The sequence below is a fragment of the Halobacillus massiliensis genome (genome assembly GCF_900166625.1).
In the GTDB taxonomy this organism is placed as follows: domain Bacteria; phylum Bacillota; class Bacilli; order Bacillales; family Halobacillaceae; genus Halobacillus_A; species Halobacillus_A massiliensis.
In genome coordinates this window covers 1,754,391-1,772,388 of record NZ_LT800499.1, presented here as the reverse complement: position 1 = coordinate 1,772,388, position 17,998 = coordinate 1,754,391, and the positions used below count along the sequence as shown (strand labels likewise).

The 17,998-nt window shown below is 40.6% G+C and carries 18 protein-coding genes and 1 pseudogene; 3 read left to right on the top strand and 16 right to left on the bottom strand.

Annotation, left to right across the window (positions count from 1 at the left end; translation table 11 throughout):
- Positions 1 to 125: 125 nt before the first annotated feature.
- From accA to dnaE, 5 genes are all read right to left on the bottom strand, one after another.
- Positions 126 to 1,088, bottom strand: coding sequence for an acetyl-CoA carboxylase carboxyl transferase subunit alpha (accA, locus tag B7E06_RS08750; RefSeq protein ID WP_082233608.1), 963 nt, complete (start codon positions 1,086 to 1,088; stop codon positions 126 to 128).
- Complete coding sequence (accD, locus tag B7E06_RS08745; RefSeq protein WP_082233607.1) at positions 1,085 to 1,945, bottom strand: acetyl-CoA carboxylase, carboxyltransferase subunit beta; 861 nt, start codon at positions 1,943 to 1,945, stop codon at positions 1,085 to 1,087. Before accD ends, accA begins: the two co-directional genes overlap by 4 nt.
- A gap of 91 nt (positions 1,946 to 2,036) precedes the next feature.
- Complete coding sequence (locus B7E06_RS08740; protein ID WP_082233606.1) at positions 2,037 to 2,651, bottom strand: FadR/GntR family transcriptional regulator; 615 nt, start codon at positions 2,649 to 2,651, stop codon at positions 2,037 to 2,039.
- A gap of 66 nt (positions 2,652 to 2,717) precedes the next feature.
- Complete coding sequence (ystJ, locus tag B7E06_RS08735; protein ID WP_082233605.1) at positions 2,718 to 3,953, bottom strand: NADP-dependent malic enzyme; 1,236 nt, start codon at positions 3,951 to 3,953, stop codon at positions 2,718 to 2,720.
- A gap of 139 nt (positions 3,954 to 4,092) precedes the next feature.
- Positions 4,093 to 7,434, bottom strand: a complete 3,342-nt coding sequence (gene dnaE, locus B7E06_RS08730) for a DNA polymerase III subunit alpha (RefSeq protein WP_082233604.1) — start codon at positions 7,432 to 7,434, stop codon at positions 4,093 to 4,095.
- Positions 7,435 to 7,563: 129 nt separating this feature from the next.
- On the opposite strand from dnaE, the gene ytrH reads away from it, so the two are divergent.
- Both ytrH and ytrI read left to right on the top strand, forming a co-directional pair.
- Positions 7,564 to 7,896, top strand: a complete 333-nt coding sequence (gene ytrH, locus B7E06_RS08725) for a sporulation membrane protein YtrH (protein WP_082235965.1) — start codon at positions 7,564 to 7,566, stop codon at positions 7,894 to 7,896.
- The gene (gene ytrI, locus B7E06_RS08720) at positions 7,897 to 8,400 is read left to right on the top strand and encodes a sporulation membrane protein YtrI (RefSeq protein WP_082233603.1); all 504 of its coding nucleotides are present in this window, start codon (positions 7,897 to 7,899) and stop codon (positions 8,398 to 8,400) included.
- A 36-nt stretch (positions 8,401 to 8,436) separates the two neighbouring features.
- On the opposite strand, the gene B7E06_RS08715 is transcribed toward ytrI, so the two are convergent.
- Positions 8,437 to 9,384: a DHH family phosphoesterase gene (locus tag B7E06_RS08715; protein ID WP_082233602.1), complete on the bottom strand. Its 948-nt coding sequence runs from the start codon at positions 9,382 to 9,384 to the stop codon at positions 8,437 to 8,439.
- Between the two features lie 118 nt (positions 9,385 to 9,502).
- On the opposite strand from B7E06_RS08715, the gene B7E06_RS08710 reads away from it, so the two are divergent.
- Entirely contained in the window at positions 9,503 to 9,805 is a 303-nt protein-coding gene (locus tag B7E06_RS08710; protein WP_425432191.1) for a YtpI family protein, read from the top strand.
- 42 nt (positions 9,806 to 9,847) lie between these two features.
- Here B7E06_RS08710 and B7E06_RS08705 read toward each other — a convergent pair whose 3' ends face one another.
- From B7E06_RS08705 to B7E06_RS08660, 10 genes and pseudogenes are all read right to left on the bottom strand, one after another.
- A complete protein-coding gene (locus B7E06_RS08705; protein WP_179134023.1) occupies positions 9,848 to 11,158 on the bottom strand; it encodes a DRTGG domain-containing protein in 1,311 nt (436 codons plus the stop codon).
- A 146-nt stretch (positions 11,159 to 11,304) separates the two neighbouring features.
- Positions 11,305 to 11,985, bottom strand: coding sequence for a metal-dependent hydrolase (locus tag B7E06_RS08700; protein WP_082233599.1), 681 nt, complete (start codon positions 11,983 to 11,985; stop codon positions 11,305 to 11,307).
- 23 nt (positions 11,986 to 12,008) lie between these two features.
- On the bottom strand, positions 12,009 to 13,559 hold the full coding sequence (locus tag B7E06_RS08695; protein ID WP_082233598.1) for a polyamine aminopropyltransferase: 1,551 nt from the start codon (positions 13,557 to 13,559) through the stop codon (positions 12,009 to 12,011).
- A gap of 35 nt (positions 13,560 to 13,594) precedes the next feature.
- Positions 13,595 to 13,990: a DUF350 domain-containing protein gene (locus B7E06_RS08690; protein WP_082233597.1), complete on the bottom strand. Its 396-nt coding sequence runs from the start codon at positions 13,988 to 13,990 to the stop codon at positions 13,595 to 13,597.
- A gap of 14 nt (positions 13,991 to 14,004) precedes the next feature.
- Positions 14,005 to 14,676, bottom strand: coding sequence for a DUF4247 domain-containing protein (locus tag B7E06_RS08685; protein ID WP_082233596.1), 672 nt, complete (start codon positions 14,674 to 14,676; stop codon positions 14,005 to 14,007).
- A 61-nt stretch (positions 14,677 to 14,737) separates the two neighbouring features.
- Positions 14,738 to 15,409, bottom strand: a complete 672-nt coding sequence (locus B7E06_RS08680) for a PspA/IM30 family protein (RefSeq protein ID WP_082233595.1) — start codon at positions 15,407 to 15,409, stop codon at positions 14,738 to 14,740.
- 15 nt (positions 15,410 to 15,424) lie between these two features.
- Complete coding sequence (locus B7E06_RS08675; RefSeq protein WP_082233594.1) at positions 15,425 to 15,934, bottom strand: DUF4178 domain-containing protein; 510 nt, start codon at positions 15,932 to 15,934, stop codon at positions 15,425 to 15,427.
- Positions 15,935 to 16,270: 336 nt separating this feature from the next.
- Positions 16,271 to 16,879: pseudogene (locus B7E06_RS08670) on the bottom strand (spermidine synthase); the annotation flags it as partial.
- Positions 16,880 to 16,914: 35 nt separating this feature from the next.
- Positions 16,915 to 17,310 carry a DUF350 domain-containing protein gene (locus B7E06_RS08665; protein ID WP_082233597.1) on the bottom strand — a complete coding sequence of 132 codons (396 nt, stop codon included), beginning with the start codon at positions 17,308 to 17,310 and terminating at the stop codon, positions 16,915 to 16,917.
- Positions 17,311 to 17,324: 14 nt separating this feature from the next.
- A complete protein-coding gene (locus B7E06_RS08660; RefSeq protein ID WP_082233596.1) occupies positions 17,325 to 17,996 on the bottom strand; it encodes a DUF4247 domain-containing protein in 672 nt (223 codons plus the stop codon).
- Positions 17,997 to 17,998 lie beyond the last annotated feature (2 nt).

The window sequence follows — 17,998 nt, the reverse complement described above, 5'->3', positions numbered from 1 at the left end:
CCAATTGCAGGTTAAATCAAACTTTAACCCTTTCATGAAAGCGGAAACAGCGTGATAAAATGACAAAAGCCGCACAAGCCAGTGCGACATTTGCAATCTTGGACGATTCTAAAATCCGTGTCCTATTATATATCAAGTTGTTGATAATCGCCAATCATTTTATACTTTTCAAAGCGTTCATCCATTAATTGGTTTTTCGGTTTTTGTAAAAGTTCTTGTAAAGAAGAGTCAATATATTTTCCTATTCGCTTGGCCTGTTCTTCAATATTGCGGTGAGCCCCGCCCCGAATTTCCGAGATGACCTCATCTATGACATTCAGCTCTTTTAGATCATTAGCAGTAATTTTCATCGTTTCTGCAGCTCTTTGCGCTAAGTTGGAATCCTTCCACAGCAGAGCGGCAGCCCCCTCGGGAGATATCACAGAATAAGTGGAATTTTCCAGCATGAAGATACGGTCACCAATGCCAAGACCCAGCGCCCCGCCGCTGCCGCCTTCACCAATTACAATACAAATAATAGGTACGGAAAATCCGCTCATTTCCACAAGGTTTCGGGCAATTGCTTCACTTTGACCACGTTCTTCAGCTGCTTTACCCGGATAGGCACCCTTTGTATCGATAAAAGTAATGATAGGACGGTTAAACTTATCGGCCTGCTTCATCAAACGAAGAGCTTTACGATATCCTTCAGGGTGAGGCATTCCAAAGTTCCGCTTAATATTTTCTTTCGTATCTTTTCCCCTCTGATGGCCAATAACCGTCACGGGTGTCCCGTTAAATTTGGCAATTCCCGATACGATTGCTTCATCGTCACCATAAAGGCGATCTCCATGAAGCTCTAAAAAATCAGTAAACAACTGCTCAATATAATCGAGAGTTGTCGGCCTTTCTGGGTGGCGAGCCATTTGCACTCGATCCCACGGCTTCATTCGGTCATATACATCGGCTTCCAGCTTTTCCAGTCGTTTTTCGAGCGTAGATATTTCTTCAGTCAAGTCCATTTCACTTTCAGCCGTTAACCGCTTCAATTCAGTGATTTTCTCTCTAAGCTCAATTACCGGCTTTTCAAAGTCCAATATGTGCTTCACTTTGCTGCCTCCTTTCCTTGGTGTATATCTAACACGGTAGAGAGAGTTTCTTTCATTTCATGTCGGTGGACAACACGATCAATTTGTCCATGATGAAGAAGAAATTCTGCTGTCTGGAAGTCATCCGGCAGCTTCTCCCGGATGGTCTGCTCAATAATACGGCGCCCGGCAAAGCCGATCAGCGCACCAGGTTCGGCAAAATTGTAATCACCAACAGAGGCAAAACTGGCAGAAACTCCTCCAGTCGTTGGGTGAGTCATTACAGAGATGAACAACCCGCCGCTGTCACTAAGACGTTTTAATGCAATGGATGTTTTCCCCATCTGCATTAAGCTGAGTACACCTTCCTGCATCCTTGCTCCACCTGAAGCAGTAAATATAATAAAAGGTATGTTTTCTTTTCTGGCGTTTTCTATGGCATTCGTAATCTTCTCTCCCACAACAGAGCCCATGCTTCCCATTCTAAAGCGGGCGTCCATTACAGCCACCGCTGTTTGCATCCCATTAATTGAAGCTTTCCCTGTTACTACAGCTTCATTTAATCCTGATTTATGACGGTCCTTTTCCAGTTTTTCCTCATAATCAGGAAAATCAAGCGGGTTCGCTGAAACCATCTGCACATCCCATTCTTCAAAAGAGTTTTCGTCAAATAGATAATCGATGCGCTCATAGGCAGTTAATTTATGGTGATGATCGCAATGTGGACAGACGTTCATATTACGATAAAGTTCTTTACGGTAAAAGATTTTTTGACAGCTTGGGCATTTTTGCATGAGCCCTTCTGGTACATCTTGCTTTGCTTCTTTTCTAGGTATCGAAGTATAACGTTTTTTCTTGCTGAAAAAGTCTCTAAGCAAGGTGATTCCTCCTTTAAACAAGGCTTTCTACTAGATTATCATATATATAATGAACAACATTTTATGTTGAAATATGTCGTAGCTTTCATAATTAGTCTAGAGATGCCAGATCTTCGTAAACATCAATAATTTTATTTTTGTTTTTCTGCTGTACAGCTTGATATATTTTCCTGTACCAATCATCAGGATAAGCCAGTTCATGAACGGTTGATGCGAAACCGCAGACTAATTGCCACATAGATAATAATAAGGGATGATTGCATCGGTTAAACAAATAAGTAAACAGTTTTTCATGATTCTGTCCAGGCTTGTCTACACTTATAAGTTGTCTTAATTCTTCTAATTGATTCTTTGTAAGTTCACCTGCTGTTAAAAATAAAGCTTCTTTTTCCAGCATTTCTTTAGCAGCTATTAATTCTTCCCTCGTTCTTGTATCATTTAATATAAATTTTGATAAAAGTTCAACCATATGATACGGACGGTAAGCACTCATATAAGTTCCTTCGCCACGTCTCGTTTCAATTAATCCAAGGAGTTCCAAAGCACGAAGAGCTTCCCTGATTGAAGAGCGGCCAACCTGCAGCTGCTCACTTAACATCCTCTCAGATGGCAGCTTATCTCCAGCTTTTAGCTGTTCACTATCTATAAAAGCTTTAATCTGCTCTAAAACCCCTTCGAAAACTTTTTCTTTAAAAGGATTGGTCAAATAAAGGAACCTCCTTTTTCGAACACGAAAGAGAAAAGCCTAAAATCGGCTTTTCTCCAAGTTTACTCATTCATCGATTAATGTAAGCTGTCTCGTTTTTTCTGCAATCTCTTCAGGATCGACATGGTGTCTGGCCACGCCAGATTCCATAGCAGCCTTCGCTACACTCGCTGCTACGGCAGGGGCCACTCTTGGGTCAAAAGGAGCTGGAATTACGTAGTCCTCTGTTAACTCTTCTTCACTGACAAGCTCTGCAATAGCCTCAACAGCCGCAATTTTCATTTTTTCATTAATTCGGGTCGCGCGGACATCCAGGGCTCCACGGAAGATACCAGGAAAGGCTAGAACATTATTAACCTGGTTAGGAAAGTCCGAACGTCCGGTTCCGATTACCCGGGCACCGGCTTCCTTTGCATCTTCTGGCATAATTTCCGGTTCTGGGTTCGCCATAGCAAAGATAATCGCATCTTCGTTCATTCTTGCAACCATTTCTTTAGAAAGTGCTCCGCCAACAGATACACCGATAAATACATCAGCGCCTTCCATTACTTCTTCCAGATTTCCTGCCTGCTTGTCCTTATTGGTGATTTTTGCAACTTCATCTTTAACATCATTCATTCCCGCCGGACGACCTTCATAAATGGCTCCTTTAGAATCACACATAATAATGTCGCGGACTCCAAAATGATAAAGCAGTTTGATAATGGCGATACCGGCTGCGCCTGCCCCATTGGCTACCACTTTTATTTCTGAGAAAGACTTTCCGGTAATTTTGAGAGCGTTTACTAATCCAGCTAGAGTAACGATGGCAGTTCCGTGCTGATCGTCATGGAATATAGGTATGTTTGTTTCTTTCTTAAGCCGTTCTTCGATGATGAAGCAGTTTGGTGCGGCAATATCTTCTAAATTCACACCGCCGAAAGTAGGTTCCATCAGCTTAACTGTCTGGACGATTTCATCGTTGCTGCTTGTGTTTAAGCAGATTGGAAATGCATCTACTCCTGCAAAACTTTTAAATAAGGCAGCTTTTCCTTCCATTACTGGAAGTGAGGCTTCTGCTCCAATATTACCGAGTCCCAAAACAGCAGAACCATTACTTACAACAGCTACCATATTCCCTTTCATCGTATAATCATAAACCGTTTCTTTATGATCATAAATTTCCTTGCAGGGCTCTGCTACTCCCGGGGAATAAGCTAAACTTAAATCCCTGGCGTTTCTTACAGGAACTTTAGATACAGTTTCTAGTTTACCTTTATTGGCACGGTGGATATGAAGGGCTTCATCACGCAAATTTGACACAAGTACACGCTCCTTTAAAACTATAAAAATAGGCCGTTTTCAGTGGTCTGACCACCATTTAACTTCTTAATTATAACAGATGAATTCTATGTGTAAAGGCGATCAAAAGACTGGACTTAGTTTTTTTAATTACAATATTCTAATCTTTAAAAGACTTTAGAACAACGGAAGACTCACCAAAGAATTCATACAGTTTTTTTAAACAGTGGCCGTTTGCTGATAAAGAATAGGAAGAGTCAAGCTGATAGGTTTTCCTCTCTTCAGAAATAAAAATGATTACAGGTATATTACCCGGGAAATAGGCTGAAATCTTTCTTAGTCTTGCAATGGAGTCCTCCTCTTGATTACGCGCTACTTTTATAAAAAGTCTTCTTTTATTCTCTATCTCACCTTCAATCTCCTCATATGGAGAGATTCGGTTAATTATCCATTGCACCTTCCCGTTTCTTTTCTCTACCTTTCCATGAATAAGGACAAGTGTTTTCTCATCAAGCCACTTTCTGGCTTCCCGATGAACATCTGGGAATAGGACGGCTTCCATTTCTTCTGTTTCATCACTAATCGTTAAGAAGGACATTGGGTCTCCGCGTTTCGTTCGAATTTCTTTTATCTTTTCTATAACGGCTGCCGTTTTTACTGCTTTTTCTCTGCTCGGCTCTTTGCTGTGAAGAAGGTCGACAAACCCTTTTTCTGCCAGAAGACTGCGCTGGTTCTCAAGGGGGTGCTCAGAGAGATAGGTACCGAGAATGTCCTTTTCCATTGCAAGCTTCTTCAAAACAGGAAACGGTTCCATCTGCGCTGCAGGCTCTTCCATACTGAAATCATGCTCGAATAATCCCGGTTGGTCCTGAAACTCTTTAAAAAGCTCCCCTTGTTCCAGTGCCTGATCCACACTTGCTAAGAGACCGGCCCGATTCTGCTGAAGCTCATCAAATGCTCCCGCCATAATTAAAGATTCAATCACCCCTCGAGAAATGTGCTGGGTAGGAAGGCGGAGGCAGAAATCGTTTAAATGCTTAAACCGCCCTTTCTTCCGTTCCTCTATAATTTCATGAACCGCTTGAAAACCTACTCCCTTAATAGATAGAAGGCCAATTCTGATTGCTCCCTGCTCATCAATGGCATAAGCAAAACTCTTATTAACCGAAGGTCCTTTCACTCTAACATTAAATTCTCTCGCTTCCCTTATATAAGCGGCGAGCTTATCATGATCTCCCATTGTGGAATTAATTAATTCTGCAATAAAAAGGGCAGGATAATGAGCCTTCACATAAGCCAAATGATAGGATATCACGCTGTAAGCCACAGCATGGCTCCGGTTAAATCCATAGTTCGCAAAACGCACAATCCACTCAAATACGGTTTCAGCCACATACATTTCATACCCATTTTTCCTTGCCCCTTCAATAAAGTGCTCTTTTTGTTTTTCTAAAACACTTTGCTGCTTTTTACTGACAGCTCTTCTTAAAAGGTCGGCTTCACCTAAGGAGTAACCACTGATTTTCTGCGCAACCTGCATGATCTGTTCTTGATAAATAAGGACACCATAGGTTTTATTTAAAATAGGTTCAAGATCCGGGTGTGGATATTCGACTTCTTCGTGATTATGTTTTCTGTTAATATAATTCGGAATATATTCCATAGGACCTGGGCGATAAAGGGCATTAACAGCTACGATATCTTCAAAATGTGTCGGTTTTAAATTTTTCAGGACATTTCTCATCCCCTGGGACTCCAGTTGAAAGATTCCGTTCGTCTGGCCACGTCTTAACAGCTGAAGAGTGACAGGGTCATCCAGATTCAAGGCTTCATATTTAAAATCACTGTTTTTGTATTTATTGATCTTTTCTTTCAGCTTTCTAAGCAGGGTTAAATTCCTCAGCCCTAAGAAATCCATTTTCAGCAAGCCAATGGCTTCTAGATCTCCCATCGCCATTTGGGTCAGTCTGACATTTTCCTGCCCTTCCATGAGCGGTGTATAATTTGTTAATGCCTTATCACTAATCACCACGCCAGCCGCATGTGTTGAAACATGTCTTGGAAGCCCTTCAAGTTTATGGGCAATCTGAAACGCTTTTTTCAGCTTTTCTGAGGAGCGGACATAATCATTTAAGATTTCCGAATCCTGTAATGCTCTTTTCAAAGAACGCGAACCAGCAGTCGGTATTTGTTTTAAAATGAATGTCACATCATCAGAATCTATGTCCATTGCTTTAAATACCTCTCTCAGTACACTTCTCGTAGCAAATGTGCCAAATGTACATATTTGCGCCACATGGTTTTCCCCATACTTTCGCGCTACATATTCAATAACTTCATCCCGGCGGTCGTCAGGAAAGTCGATATCAATATCCGGCATTGATATCCGTTCAGGGTTTAGAAATCTTTCAAATAATAAATCATACTTAAGCGGGTCTACCTGGGTAATCCCCAGCAAATAACTGACCAGTGATCCTGCAGCAGACCCTCTTCCCGGACCTGCTTCTATCCCCTGTTTTCTCGCATAGTCTATAAAATCCCAAACGATTAAGAAATAATCACTAAAACCCATTTTTGAAATCACTTGAAGCTCATGCTCCAGACGTTTCTCTGCTACCTTTAAAAGTTCAGAACCGTATTTACTGTCAATCTTCCTTCTGCACAGTTTTTCTAAGTATTGATCTGCATTGACATCGTTAGGAAGGGGGTATGCCGGCAATAACTGTCTGCCTAGAGGTATGGTTACATGACAAGAATCAGCAAGCTGCTCATTCGTCTGCAAAACTTCCGGCCACACTTCTTGAAAATATTCTTTCATTGATTCTGGAGATTTTAAGAATTGATGATTATCCTGTACGGCTTTCTCGTGAAAGACGCGTCCTTCATCCATAGCTCGGAGACAGTGATAGCTTTCCGCATCTTCTTTCTCCAGGTAACGGACATCATTTATATAAACAGCAGAAATCCCCTTTTTCTTTGTCCACTGCTTTAAAGATTTATGCATTGGCCGTTCTACACGCATTCCGTAATCTTTAACTCCAATATAGAAATCTTCAAAAGTACGGAGCCAGTCTTCAACCTCATCTTCCACCCTCTCAAAGTTTTCATTTAAAATAGAAGATCCCCAGGAAGTATCACCAACTGGAATTACGGCAGCCAGTCCTTCTGTCCTTATGTTCTCAAGACTTAAGCCGTCCTTATGAGTTTGGATTTCAGTACTGTTGTCAAGAAGAGACTGATATCCCTTATTGTTCTTAGCAAGAAGAACAACCGGAAAAGATTCACTTCTATAGTTAATGTCTGCTGTCATTCCGATCAATGGCTTTATTCCAGCTTCCTTACATGCTTTATAAAAAAGGACAGCACCGCTTAACACGTGGTGATCCGTTAAAGCAAGAGATGAAAAGCCAAGCTTTTTTGCCTGCTGTATAAGAGCAGGTATTTGAATGGTACTATTCATGAGACTATAGCCGCTGTGTAACTGTAAGTGAGTTAAGGACAATCCGAACACCTCTTTTCTATATTAATTATATGGATTTTCAGTCTCTTAAGAAAGTGTCTTGCATATATATTTATCTTAAAGAATAGCTTGTACCAATAGGGGACGTCATACATGAAAGAGGTTGTTATTATGGAAGAGAGACTCGTCATTTCAATGATTCAATGCTTTTTCATTGCCTTTGGAGTCATTATGGGAGGGACGTTGATAGGAAGTATCGGCAGCTTTCTAACTGGTGAGGCTCCGTTTACTTCTATGCACAGAATTGCAAAAGGGTTAAGGATATGGGCGATCGTAGCCGCCATTGGAGGAACTTTTGACGCCATCAGCAATTTTGAAAAAGGAATATTTGAAGGCTCTACCTTTGACCTTTTTAAACAAATTATGATTATAGTAGCAGCAATGGGCGGTGTGCAGACAGCACTGTTTATTTTCGAGCTGCTGGTGGGTGAGGAGGTTGTTTAATTGTATCTCCCTCCACAATTACGCAATAAAGAGTGGCGGCGCTTTTTTGCCGGCTGCGCTCTTGGGGTGATTACAGGCTATATATTTTTTATGTTCATTAATGACCAGCTTCATGAACACCTTGAAGAAGAGAACATTGAGCTGTCAACAGAGCTTAATGAGCTTGAGACAAAGTATGACAATCTTATGAATGCAGAAAAGGAAGCAGATGAACAAAGAAGTGAAGCCCTCACCATCCAAGAGATCTCCCCATCTTTCACTAATACAAAAGCTTTACAGATAGACAAGCTGACACAGCACGAATTATCTTTCATGGTTAGAAAACAGCTTGAATCCATAAATGGCGAAAGTATAGAAGAAATAGCGGATCATAGCGAGCTCATTCTTTCAGCCATTGAAGGAAAACCATTTGTCATAGAAGGCTTCACCTATAAGTTGGAAGTTACTCAGCTGATCATAGCCAACCGTGTTGATTTAAAACTAAAAATATCTATAGAAAACTAAGAGAGTTATTCGGATAAACCGAAAACTCTCTTTTTGTTATTCTTTCTTAAATTCGAGGCAGACGTTTTTCAGCTTCTGCTCAACCATCTCTGTTTCCTCCCAGGATTCAGCAGAGGCTCCTGCAGCCATTGGATGGCCGCCACCGTTATGCTCAGCAGCAATCCCATTAATAACAGGTCCTTTAGAACGCAGCCGAACCCGAATCTGGTCTTCTTCTTCAATAAAGTACGCCCAAGCCAGTATTCCGTCCATGTCCCCCAACAACCCGACAAGGGCACTCGTTTCAGAAGCTGTAACCCGGAACTCTTTAAGAATCTCTTTAGTTAGCCTTACTGTACTGTATCCTTCGGGATGAACCGTAAAGTTCTGGAGCACGTACCCCTTTAATTTAGCTACATTTATAGGGGTGCTGTACATATTGTTATACATTTTTGAGCGGTCAAAATTATATTTTACTAGCTCAGCAGCAGCTTCAAATGTCTCTGTTGTCGTACTAGGGAATAAGAAACGGCCAGTATCTCCGACAATTCCTGCGTAAATCAGCCGGGCAGCTTCATCATTTATTTTCAGGTTCTCACTGTATTTAAACAACTGAAAAATCATTTCACTAGTCGAACTTGCGGAAGTATCAACCCAGTTGATATCCCCATACTCGTCTACGTTAGGATGATGATCGATTTTAACAAGCATTTTCCCGTAATTGTATCTTTGATCATCTATCCGGGCCTGATTGGCTGTATCACAAACTACTACCAGCGCTTCATTATAATCTTCATCAGAAACTTCATCCATTCTGGCCATGAAATTTAAAGAAGGCTCTTCTTCACCGGTAACGTAAATTTTTTTATTTGGAAAGCTCTCTTTCAATAGTTCAGCAAGACCACCCTGCGATCCGTACGCATCGGGATCAGGTCTTACATGACGGTGTACGATAATTGTATTGAATGTTTGAAAGGCTTCCATAATTTGTTTTTTAACTTCCATATAATCCCTCTTTCCAATTTTCCTTTGCTCATTATCCCATATCTTTTGATTTACTGGTAGCCATAGAGAATAAAACAAGCTACAATTAACATCGGAATAAATTTAAAATCAGGAGTCGATGTTGTTGGTTATCTTCCCTATAATTATTCTCATTTCATTCGTGCTTTATCTTTATTATAAAGTGATGGTATGGAAAACGAAGGATCCGCTTGAACAGGAGTATTTAAACAGCCGATCTAAAATATTTATGGGTGTTTTCATATTTTTCTTCGGCATTAACCAATATCTTTTTTATGAAACACGCCTGTCTCTATTTATCGGCATCCTTTTTCTTATTTTAGGTGTATTGCAGTTTCGTTATGGCATTAAAGCCACTAACCACTATCGGAATGAATATCAAAAACGCCTGTCGAAAAGTTAATATGTACGTACGAAAAAAGTCGCTTCCCTGCAGCGACTTTTTTTATCGGTCAATAAGCTGGGCCATGAGGAGTGCCTTACCAACAATCGACTTATTGTGATAAACCCCTACTTCTACTTTAGCAAATTTACGACCGATCTCAAGCAGCTCTGGCTTAATCTCGATGTAGCTTTCCAGTTGCACTGGTTTAATAAACAGTACAGAGATATTTTCAACAACTAGGTTTCCCTTTTTATGTCTGCTCAGCAGCCGGCTTGAAGCCTCCGTAATTAACGTAGTAAATACACCATATGAAAGGGTTCCTAATTGATTTGTCATTTGTGGTGTGACGGTTGTTTTAAGAGTAAAAACTCCCTCATCCTCATTTACTTCGAGCTGGCTGGACACTAAATCTTCGATCGTCTCCCCAATCTGAGGCTGCCTTTGTAAATTTTGCAGCGCTTTAAGAACGTCCTGTCTGGAAACTATCCCTTGAAGTTTGTGGGACTGATCCACCACCGGCATCAGCTCTATTCCTTCCCATACCATAACATGAGCTGCATTCGTCAAAGACGTCGTCACTTGAACAGTCATAGGATTTTTCGTCATAACCTTCTCTATCGCAAGAGAAGAATCTTTATTAATAACATCTTTTGAGGTTACGATTCCAACGACCCTGTTTTTATTATCTACGACAGGAAACCGGCTATGTTGAGTCTGTTCATTCAGCTGGTACCATCTTGTGATTTGATCTTCGACATTTAAGTAAATAGACTTTTCAAAAGAAGTATAAATGTCATCCACGACCACTATTTCCTTCTTAATCAGCTGATCATAAATGGCCCTGTTTATCATCGTTGCTACTGTAAACGTATCATAACTAGTAGAGATAACAGGAAGTTTCTTTTCATCCGCTAATTTCTTGACTGTTTCTGTTGTGTCAAATCCACCTGTTACAAGTACAGCGGCCCCTTCTTTAACAGCCAGCTCATGAGCATTTGTACGGTTACCGACAATGAGGAGAGATCCTGCTTCTGTGTACCGCATCATAGCTTCAAGTTTCATTGCCCCAACAACGAATTTATTCAGGGTTTTATGCAGTCCTTCACGGCCGCCCAGCACCTGGCCATCGACAACCTTTGTTATTTCAGCAAAAGTCAGCTTTTCTATATTCTCTTTTTTCTTCTTTTCAATTCTTATCGTTCCCACGCGTTCGATCGTACTCACCAAATTTTGATTTTCCGCTTCTTTTATCGCCCGATAAGCAGTTCCTTCGCTTACATTTAACGCCTTAGCAATTCCCCTGACAGAAATCTTACTCCCTACAGGCAAGGAATCAATATGTTCAAGGATCTGTTCATGTTTGGTAGCCACTTCGATCACCATTCTTTCTAACTGTACTAATATAACCCAGCATTATTGTTATTATACAAGTGATACAGTTTTCCTGCAATGGCTGCCTGATTTTGCTTCCAAAAGCTGAAAAAAACCCACAAAAAATTGTGGGTTTTAACCTACAGTTACAGTTCTATAGAGTCTCCCGGCTCCAACACTTTACCTTTACCAGGTTTAACTTTCTCCGCAAAAGCTTGTCCATCCTGTGCGATCAAATCAAAGGTGTTGTAGTGAATCGGAACCACCTGTTTCGCATTTATCCATTTGGCAGCGATAAGAGCATCGTCAGGTCCCATTGTGAAGTTGTCTCCAATAGGCAGGAAGGCTAAGTCAATTTCATTCATTTCCCCGATCATTTTTAAATCACTGAACAAGCCTGTGTCTCCAGCGTGATAGATCGTTTTGCCATCTGCCTTTAGCAGAATTCCTGTCGGCATTCCTGTATAGACAACTGTTCCATCATCTTCAGTAAATGATGAACCGTGGAAAGCCTGCGTCAGTTTCACTGTGCCAAAATCAAATGAGTGGCTGCCGCCAATATAAATAGGGTGAGTATTTAGACCTTTATTTCCAAGATAGTCAGCTAATTCAAAAGGCGCGACAACAAGGGAATCACAGCGTTTTGCAATATCCACAGTATCTCCTACATGGTCATTGTGTCCATGTGTTAAAAGAATAACGTCTGCATGTACTTCTTCAGCATTTAAATCCGTGTTCCCATTATTAGAAATAAACGGATCAATTAAAATTGTTTTTCCATTAACCTCAACTCGTACAACCGAATGTCCATGAAATGATACTTTCACACTACCACTCCTTAAAAAGAATATTAATAATTCTGCCAAGCCTGTTCATATTTTTGAATTAAATTAGGATCGATCAATGTATTAGGAGTTAATGAGACAGACTCGCCTTCACGATTTACGATTTCCCTATCTTCATCTTTTCCAAACACTGTCATAGCTTCAAGCATTTCAGCTGTTAGAAAGCGGGCATCTTCTGGCAATTCAACGTCACTGAGATGAATAGATTCACGGCTTGCCATAATAAAACCCCAGTTCCCAAAGCTTGGTATATCGACATGGAGGTTCTCTGTTTTCAAACCAGCAGATTGAATCGTTTCATCAATCGTCCAATAAACTTCAGTAGCAAAAACAGGGCTTGTCGCCTGTATCATGGCAGCACCGCCAGGTATAAGGTGGTTTCGTACAAGCGAATAAAATTCCTGGGTATATAGTTTATTTAAGCTTTCATTATTAGGATCGGGCAAATCTATAATAATCACATCATAGAAACCATCATATCCTTCTAAGTACTTAAATGCGTCCTTATTAATGACTTGAAGACGAGGGTTTTGAAATACATTTTCATTCAACTGTCTCAGATGATAGTTGGTGGCACCAAGTTCAGTTACGGCTGGATCTAAATCCACTAAATCCACCTCTTTAACTTCTTCATATTTCAATACTTCTTTTGCAGCTAACCCGTCGCCACCGCCGAGAATAAGAACTTTATCGATCTTGTCTGCCGTCCCCATTGGTGGATACACGAGCGTCTCGTGATATCTATGCTCATCTGAAGAGCTGAATTGCAGAGAACCATCTAAAAAGAGTCTTATATCCCCCTGCTCTTTCGTTAAAATAATTTTTTGATAAGCACTTTGCTCACTATGGAGAATGGGATCCTTATACAGCTTTTGTTCAAAGGAAAAAGCCATTTCTTCCCCGAAAAATAGTCCAACTATAAGCAGCACTCCTATGCCAGCGGCAGCTGTAGAATGAAACACAAGATTTCTAATTTCAGACCGAAATAAATATAAGATCCAAACAGCCACAGCCAGATTAATGCAGGCCACAAAAAATGCTGTTTTGACCATACCCATTTGCGGTCGTAAGTAAAATGCGAACAATAGACCACCAATTAATCCGCCTGCATAATCTGAAAACAAAACTCTTGCCGTACTGCGGCTGAGTTCCACACCAATATCGTTTGCTTTTCGAATAAGTATAGGAAGCTCAACACCGGTAAGTGCACCGATGGTAAAAGTAATAATATATAGAAATAAAGCATCTGTGCCGCTAGGAGCAAATGCGGTCATTCCAAACATCATAAAGCTTGAAAATCCGCCAATCAAAGCAACTAAAAACTCAATCCACACAAACGTTATAATTAAACGACCCATAACCTTTTCGCTGAGACTTGCTCCTACTCCCATACCCGTAAGGAATAAGCTGATTGTAATTGTATATTGCTTTACTCCATCACCTAATATGTAGGAGCCGAGAGCACCAAACAGAACTTCAAAGATAATCCCGCAGATCGATACTATACCTGATGCCCAATAAATCAGCCGGCTCTTCTTCTCAGCCAAAATATCCATTCTATTCACTCCGTTATCCTGCTGACTCAGTTTGTTTATGTAATAGAAGATCCTATAACAATCGCTAATCCGATTGAAACACCAATTGAAATTATTCCTACAGCTGTATTATTCTTTTTCAGTTCTGACTCTACAGAGAATTTTCTAGTAAAGAATTCAAACAAAAGATAGCTCAACATCTGCAGGACAATACCGAACACACCCCAGATTAATGTATCCCAAATTGAGAGACTATGATAGATAGCAAAAGCCAGGATAATACAGATCCCCATAATTTTACCGGAAATTGACATGGCTACCGCTTGATTTCCGGCCTTTACCTCTTCCCAATCTTTATACTGCCTTGTGATAAATTCAAAAATAACTAATCCAATTAATACTACGACTATTCCAATTGCAAAATAGCCCACTGTTGCTAAAAATGGTTCCATTTTTTAGTACCTCCTTATTTTCCTGTGCCCGGTCCTCCACCACGATTGGAAGAACCTCTGAGTGAACCAGACGGATTTGAATTGTAACCTCCTCCGTACATTGTATAGCCCCCATAACAACCGCCACCTTCACATCTGTCAGCCCTTCTTTGTGCCCAATCATTAGAACCGAGAGCACGGTTTAACAAGGAATAAGCTAACAAACCCTGGAAAAAACCTGGCGAATAATTGTTGCGAACAAACTCATCGCTGGCAAGTTCTATCAAGACGAGACCTGGCTCCTCAGAGCTTTCCTGCAAAATCACGAAATCATTCGGGTAGACAAGTACTTGTTTCCCGCCTTGCTCTTCGCTTTGTTCGTCCGGTTCAATTTTATTCGCAATCTCATCTGCCGCTTCTTTTACCGTTAATTCCTGTGTCATGTAAATTTCTGCAATTCCGCGGTCTGACTGTACGGTGTCTAACAGCGGAAAACCGACATCAATAAGTTCTCTAATGGATGAAGCTTCTGATTCTCTGATTCTCTCTAGCACTTCATTTCTTGCTGGTTCTTCAGGCAGTTCATCATATGTAGCCGCTTCATTCACTCCAGACATCCCTTTTGGTGTATTACTGTCCCCAAAGGCCTGATATCCCACAACTATAGCTATAAATATAACAACAAACAGGCCGATATAATCCTTCATTCGCTTGCGCCCCTCCTTTCAAAAAAATGAATTGTGCCTGACAAAGCCAGGCACAATATATTTATTCTTTGTTCATTTTTCTCTTCAGGGCTGCCAGCTCATCATCAATACTGTCTTCCTTATCCAGCTCAGCAAACTCATCATCCAGTGAACGATTTTGTTTTGATAAATCCTCGCTTGTTTCAGCTTCTGCCTCATATTGCATCACTTTTTCTTCCATACGCTCAAAGCCTTGACGTGATTCATCATTGCCGATACTGGACATCGTGCGGTTAATCTTCGTACGCGTTTTTGCCGATTCGGCTCTAGCTTTTAAAGAATCCTTCTTCAACTTCATTTCCTGATATTCTTTTTTCATTTCATCTAGTTTTTGACGAAGAGTTGTAGAATCCTCCTGTGCTCTTTCAAAGGAAGCTTTTAATTGATCCGCCTGTTCCTGATGATTCTTTTTATCTTCTAGTGCTCGTCGAGCTAAATCATCATTCCCTGATTCGATCGCTTTTTCTGCCTGCTGCATACGTTTATCTGCCAGTGCTTGAGCATCATCGTATTTTCTTTTCATCATCTTTTCATTAGCGATCTGTTTAGCTACTGCACTCTCGGCCTCACGAATATCGTTCTCCATGTCTCGCATGAATTGTTCCAGCATTTTTACCGGATCTTCCGCTTTATCAAGCATAGCGTTCAGTTCAGCACCAACGACAGTTTTTACTCGATTAAAAAATTTAAACATTTTGTTGTCCTCCTTCTATTTTGAACCTGCCAGAATTTGAATTTCATATTCCTCTATCTCATATCCAAGGCTTGCCTCAATTTCGCTCCCCCATGATTCTAATGAAAGAGAAGTTTCTTCATCTTTTGAAACATATTCAGCGTACCGGGTTCGGCGGCCATTAATATTTTGACTGCGCCCCTCACCTGTCACATATGCCTCACCTTCCTCATCTTTATGATAAGTCACCCCTTCATACTCCAAATGCGCTGGGAATGAATTTACCGGCAGTTTAATCGTTTCATATATGCCAAGTTCCAATACTTCATCCATTTCAGCAGCCAGCCACCTTACATTTCTTCCTTCAAGCAGCTGATAAGAATACCATTCGTAGGATCCATCACGATAAATAATTTTCCCCACTACTTCATAATCCACCAAGTCATATGTCACGATATCCCCTACCTGAATATTTAATGGAGTTCTTTCTTTTATTTCCGGGGTATTTGTTTTCTTTTTAGAAAACAGCCTTGAAAATAAACTCAAATTCTGCACCTCTCCTTCTACCTTGACCTGCTGTACCTATATGTACGGACTCAAGTCCATATAAGTTTCACTTTTTTTAATTGTATCAGAAAACAACAGAAATTTTGGTTCTGCTGTTTTTTATCAACTAAGCGATTATTGTATATTGGGGGGAAGGTTTTAATAGAAGTCCCTGCTGAAAGATTTTCTTTCACTTTCCCTGGAATAAATAAGTTTCGTTTCACTTGATATTAGAACCGGGCCTGGGGAAGACTCGCTTTCCATGGGCGAACGGTGAGCTTCCGATCAGGCTTTTTTGATTCTCACAAAACGGGAAGAGAGTTCCGTTTGCTTGAATATTNAATGAAACACAAGATTTCTAATTTCAGACCGAAATAAATATAAGATCCAAACAGCCACAGCCAGATTAATGCAGGCCACAAAAAATGCTGTTTTGACCATACCCATTTGCGGTCGTAAGTAAAATGCGAACAATAGACCACCAATTAATCCGCCTGCATAATCTGAAAACAAAACTCTTGCCGTACTGCGGCTGAGTTCCACACCAATATCGTTTGCTTTTCGAATAAGTATAGGAAGCTCAACACCGGTAAGTGCACCGATGGTAAAAGTAATAATATATAGAAATAAAGCATCTGTGCCGCTAGGAGCAAATGCGGTCATTCCAAACATCATAAAGCTTGAAAATCCGCCAATCAAAGCAACTAAAAACTCAATCCACACAAACGTTATAATTAAACGACCCATAACCTTTTCGCTGAGACTTGCTCCTACTCCCATACCCGTAAGGAATAAGCTGATTGTAATTGTATATTGCTTTACTCCATCACCTAATATGTAGGAGCCGAGAGCACCAAACAGAACTTCAAAGATAATCCCGCAGATCGATACTATACCTGATGCCCAATAAATCAGCCGGCTCTTCTTCTCAGCCAAAATATCCATTCTATTCACTCCGTTATCCTGCTGACTCAGTTTGTTTATGTAATAGAAGATCCTATAACAATCGCTAATCCGATTGAAACACCAATTGAAATTATTCCTACAGCTGTATTATTCTTTTTCAGTTCTGACTCTACAGAGAATTTTCTAGTAAAGAATTCAAACAAAAGATAGCTCAACATCTGCAGGACAATACCGAACACACCCCAGATTAATGTATCCCAAATTGAGAGACTATGATAGATAGCAAAAGCCAGGATAATACAGATCCCCATAATTTTACCGGAAATTGACATGGCTACCGCTTGATTTCCGGCCTTTACCTCTTCCCAATCTTTATACTGCCTTGTGATAAATTCAAAAATAACTAATCCAATTAATACTACGACTATTCCAATTGCAAAATAGCCCACTGTTGCTAAAAATGGTTCCATTTTTTAGTACCTCCTTATTTTCCTGTGCCCGGTCCTCCACCACGATTGGAAGAACCTCTGAGTGAACCAGACGGATTTGAATTGTAACCTCCTCCGTACATTGTATAGCCCCCATAACAACCGCCACCTTCACATCTGTCAGCCCTTCTTTGTGCCCAATCATTAGAACCGAGAGCACGGTTTAACAAGGAATAAGCTAACAAACCCTGGAAAAAACCTGGCGAATAATTGTTGCGAACAAACTCATCGCTGGCAAGTTCTATCAAGACGAGACCTGGCTCCTCAGAGCTTTCCTGCAAAATCACGAAATCATTCGGGTAGACAAGTACTTGTTTCCCGCCTTGCTCTTCGCTTTGTTCGTCCGGTTCAATTTTATTCGCAATCTCATCTGCCGCTTCTTTTACCGTTAATTCCTGTGTCATGTAAATTTCTGCAATTCCGCGGTCTGACTGTACGGTGTCTAACAGCGGAAAACCGACATCAATAAGTTCTCTAATGGATGAAGCTTCTGATTCTCTGATTCTCTCTAGCACTTCATTTCTTGCTGGTTCTTCAGGCAGTTCATCATATGTAGCCGCTTCATTCACTCCAGACATCCCTTTTGGTGTATTACTGTCCCCAAAGGCCTGATATCCCACAACTATAGCTATAAATATAACAACAAACAGGCCGATATAATCCTTCATTC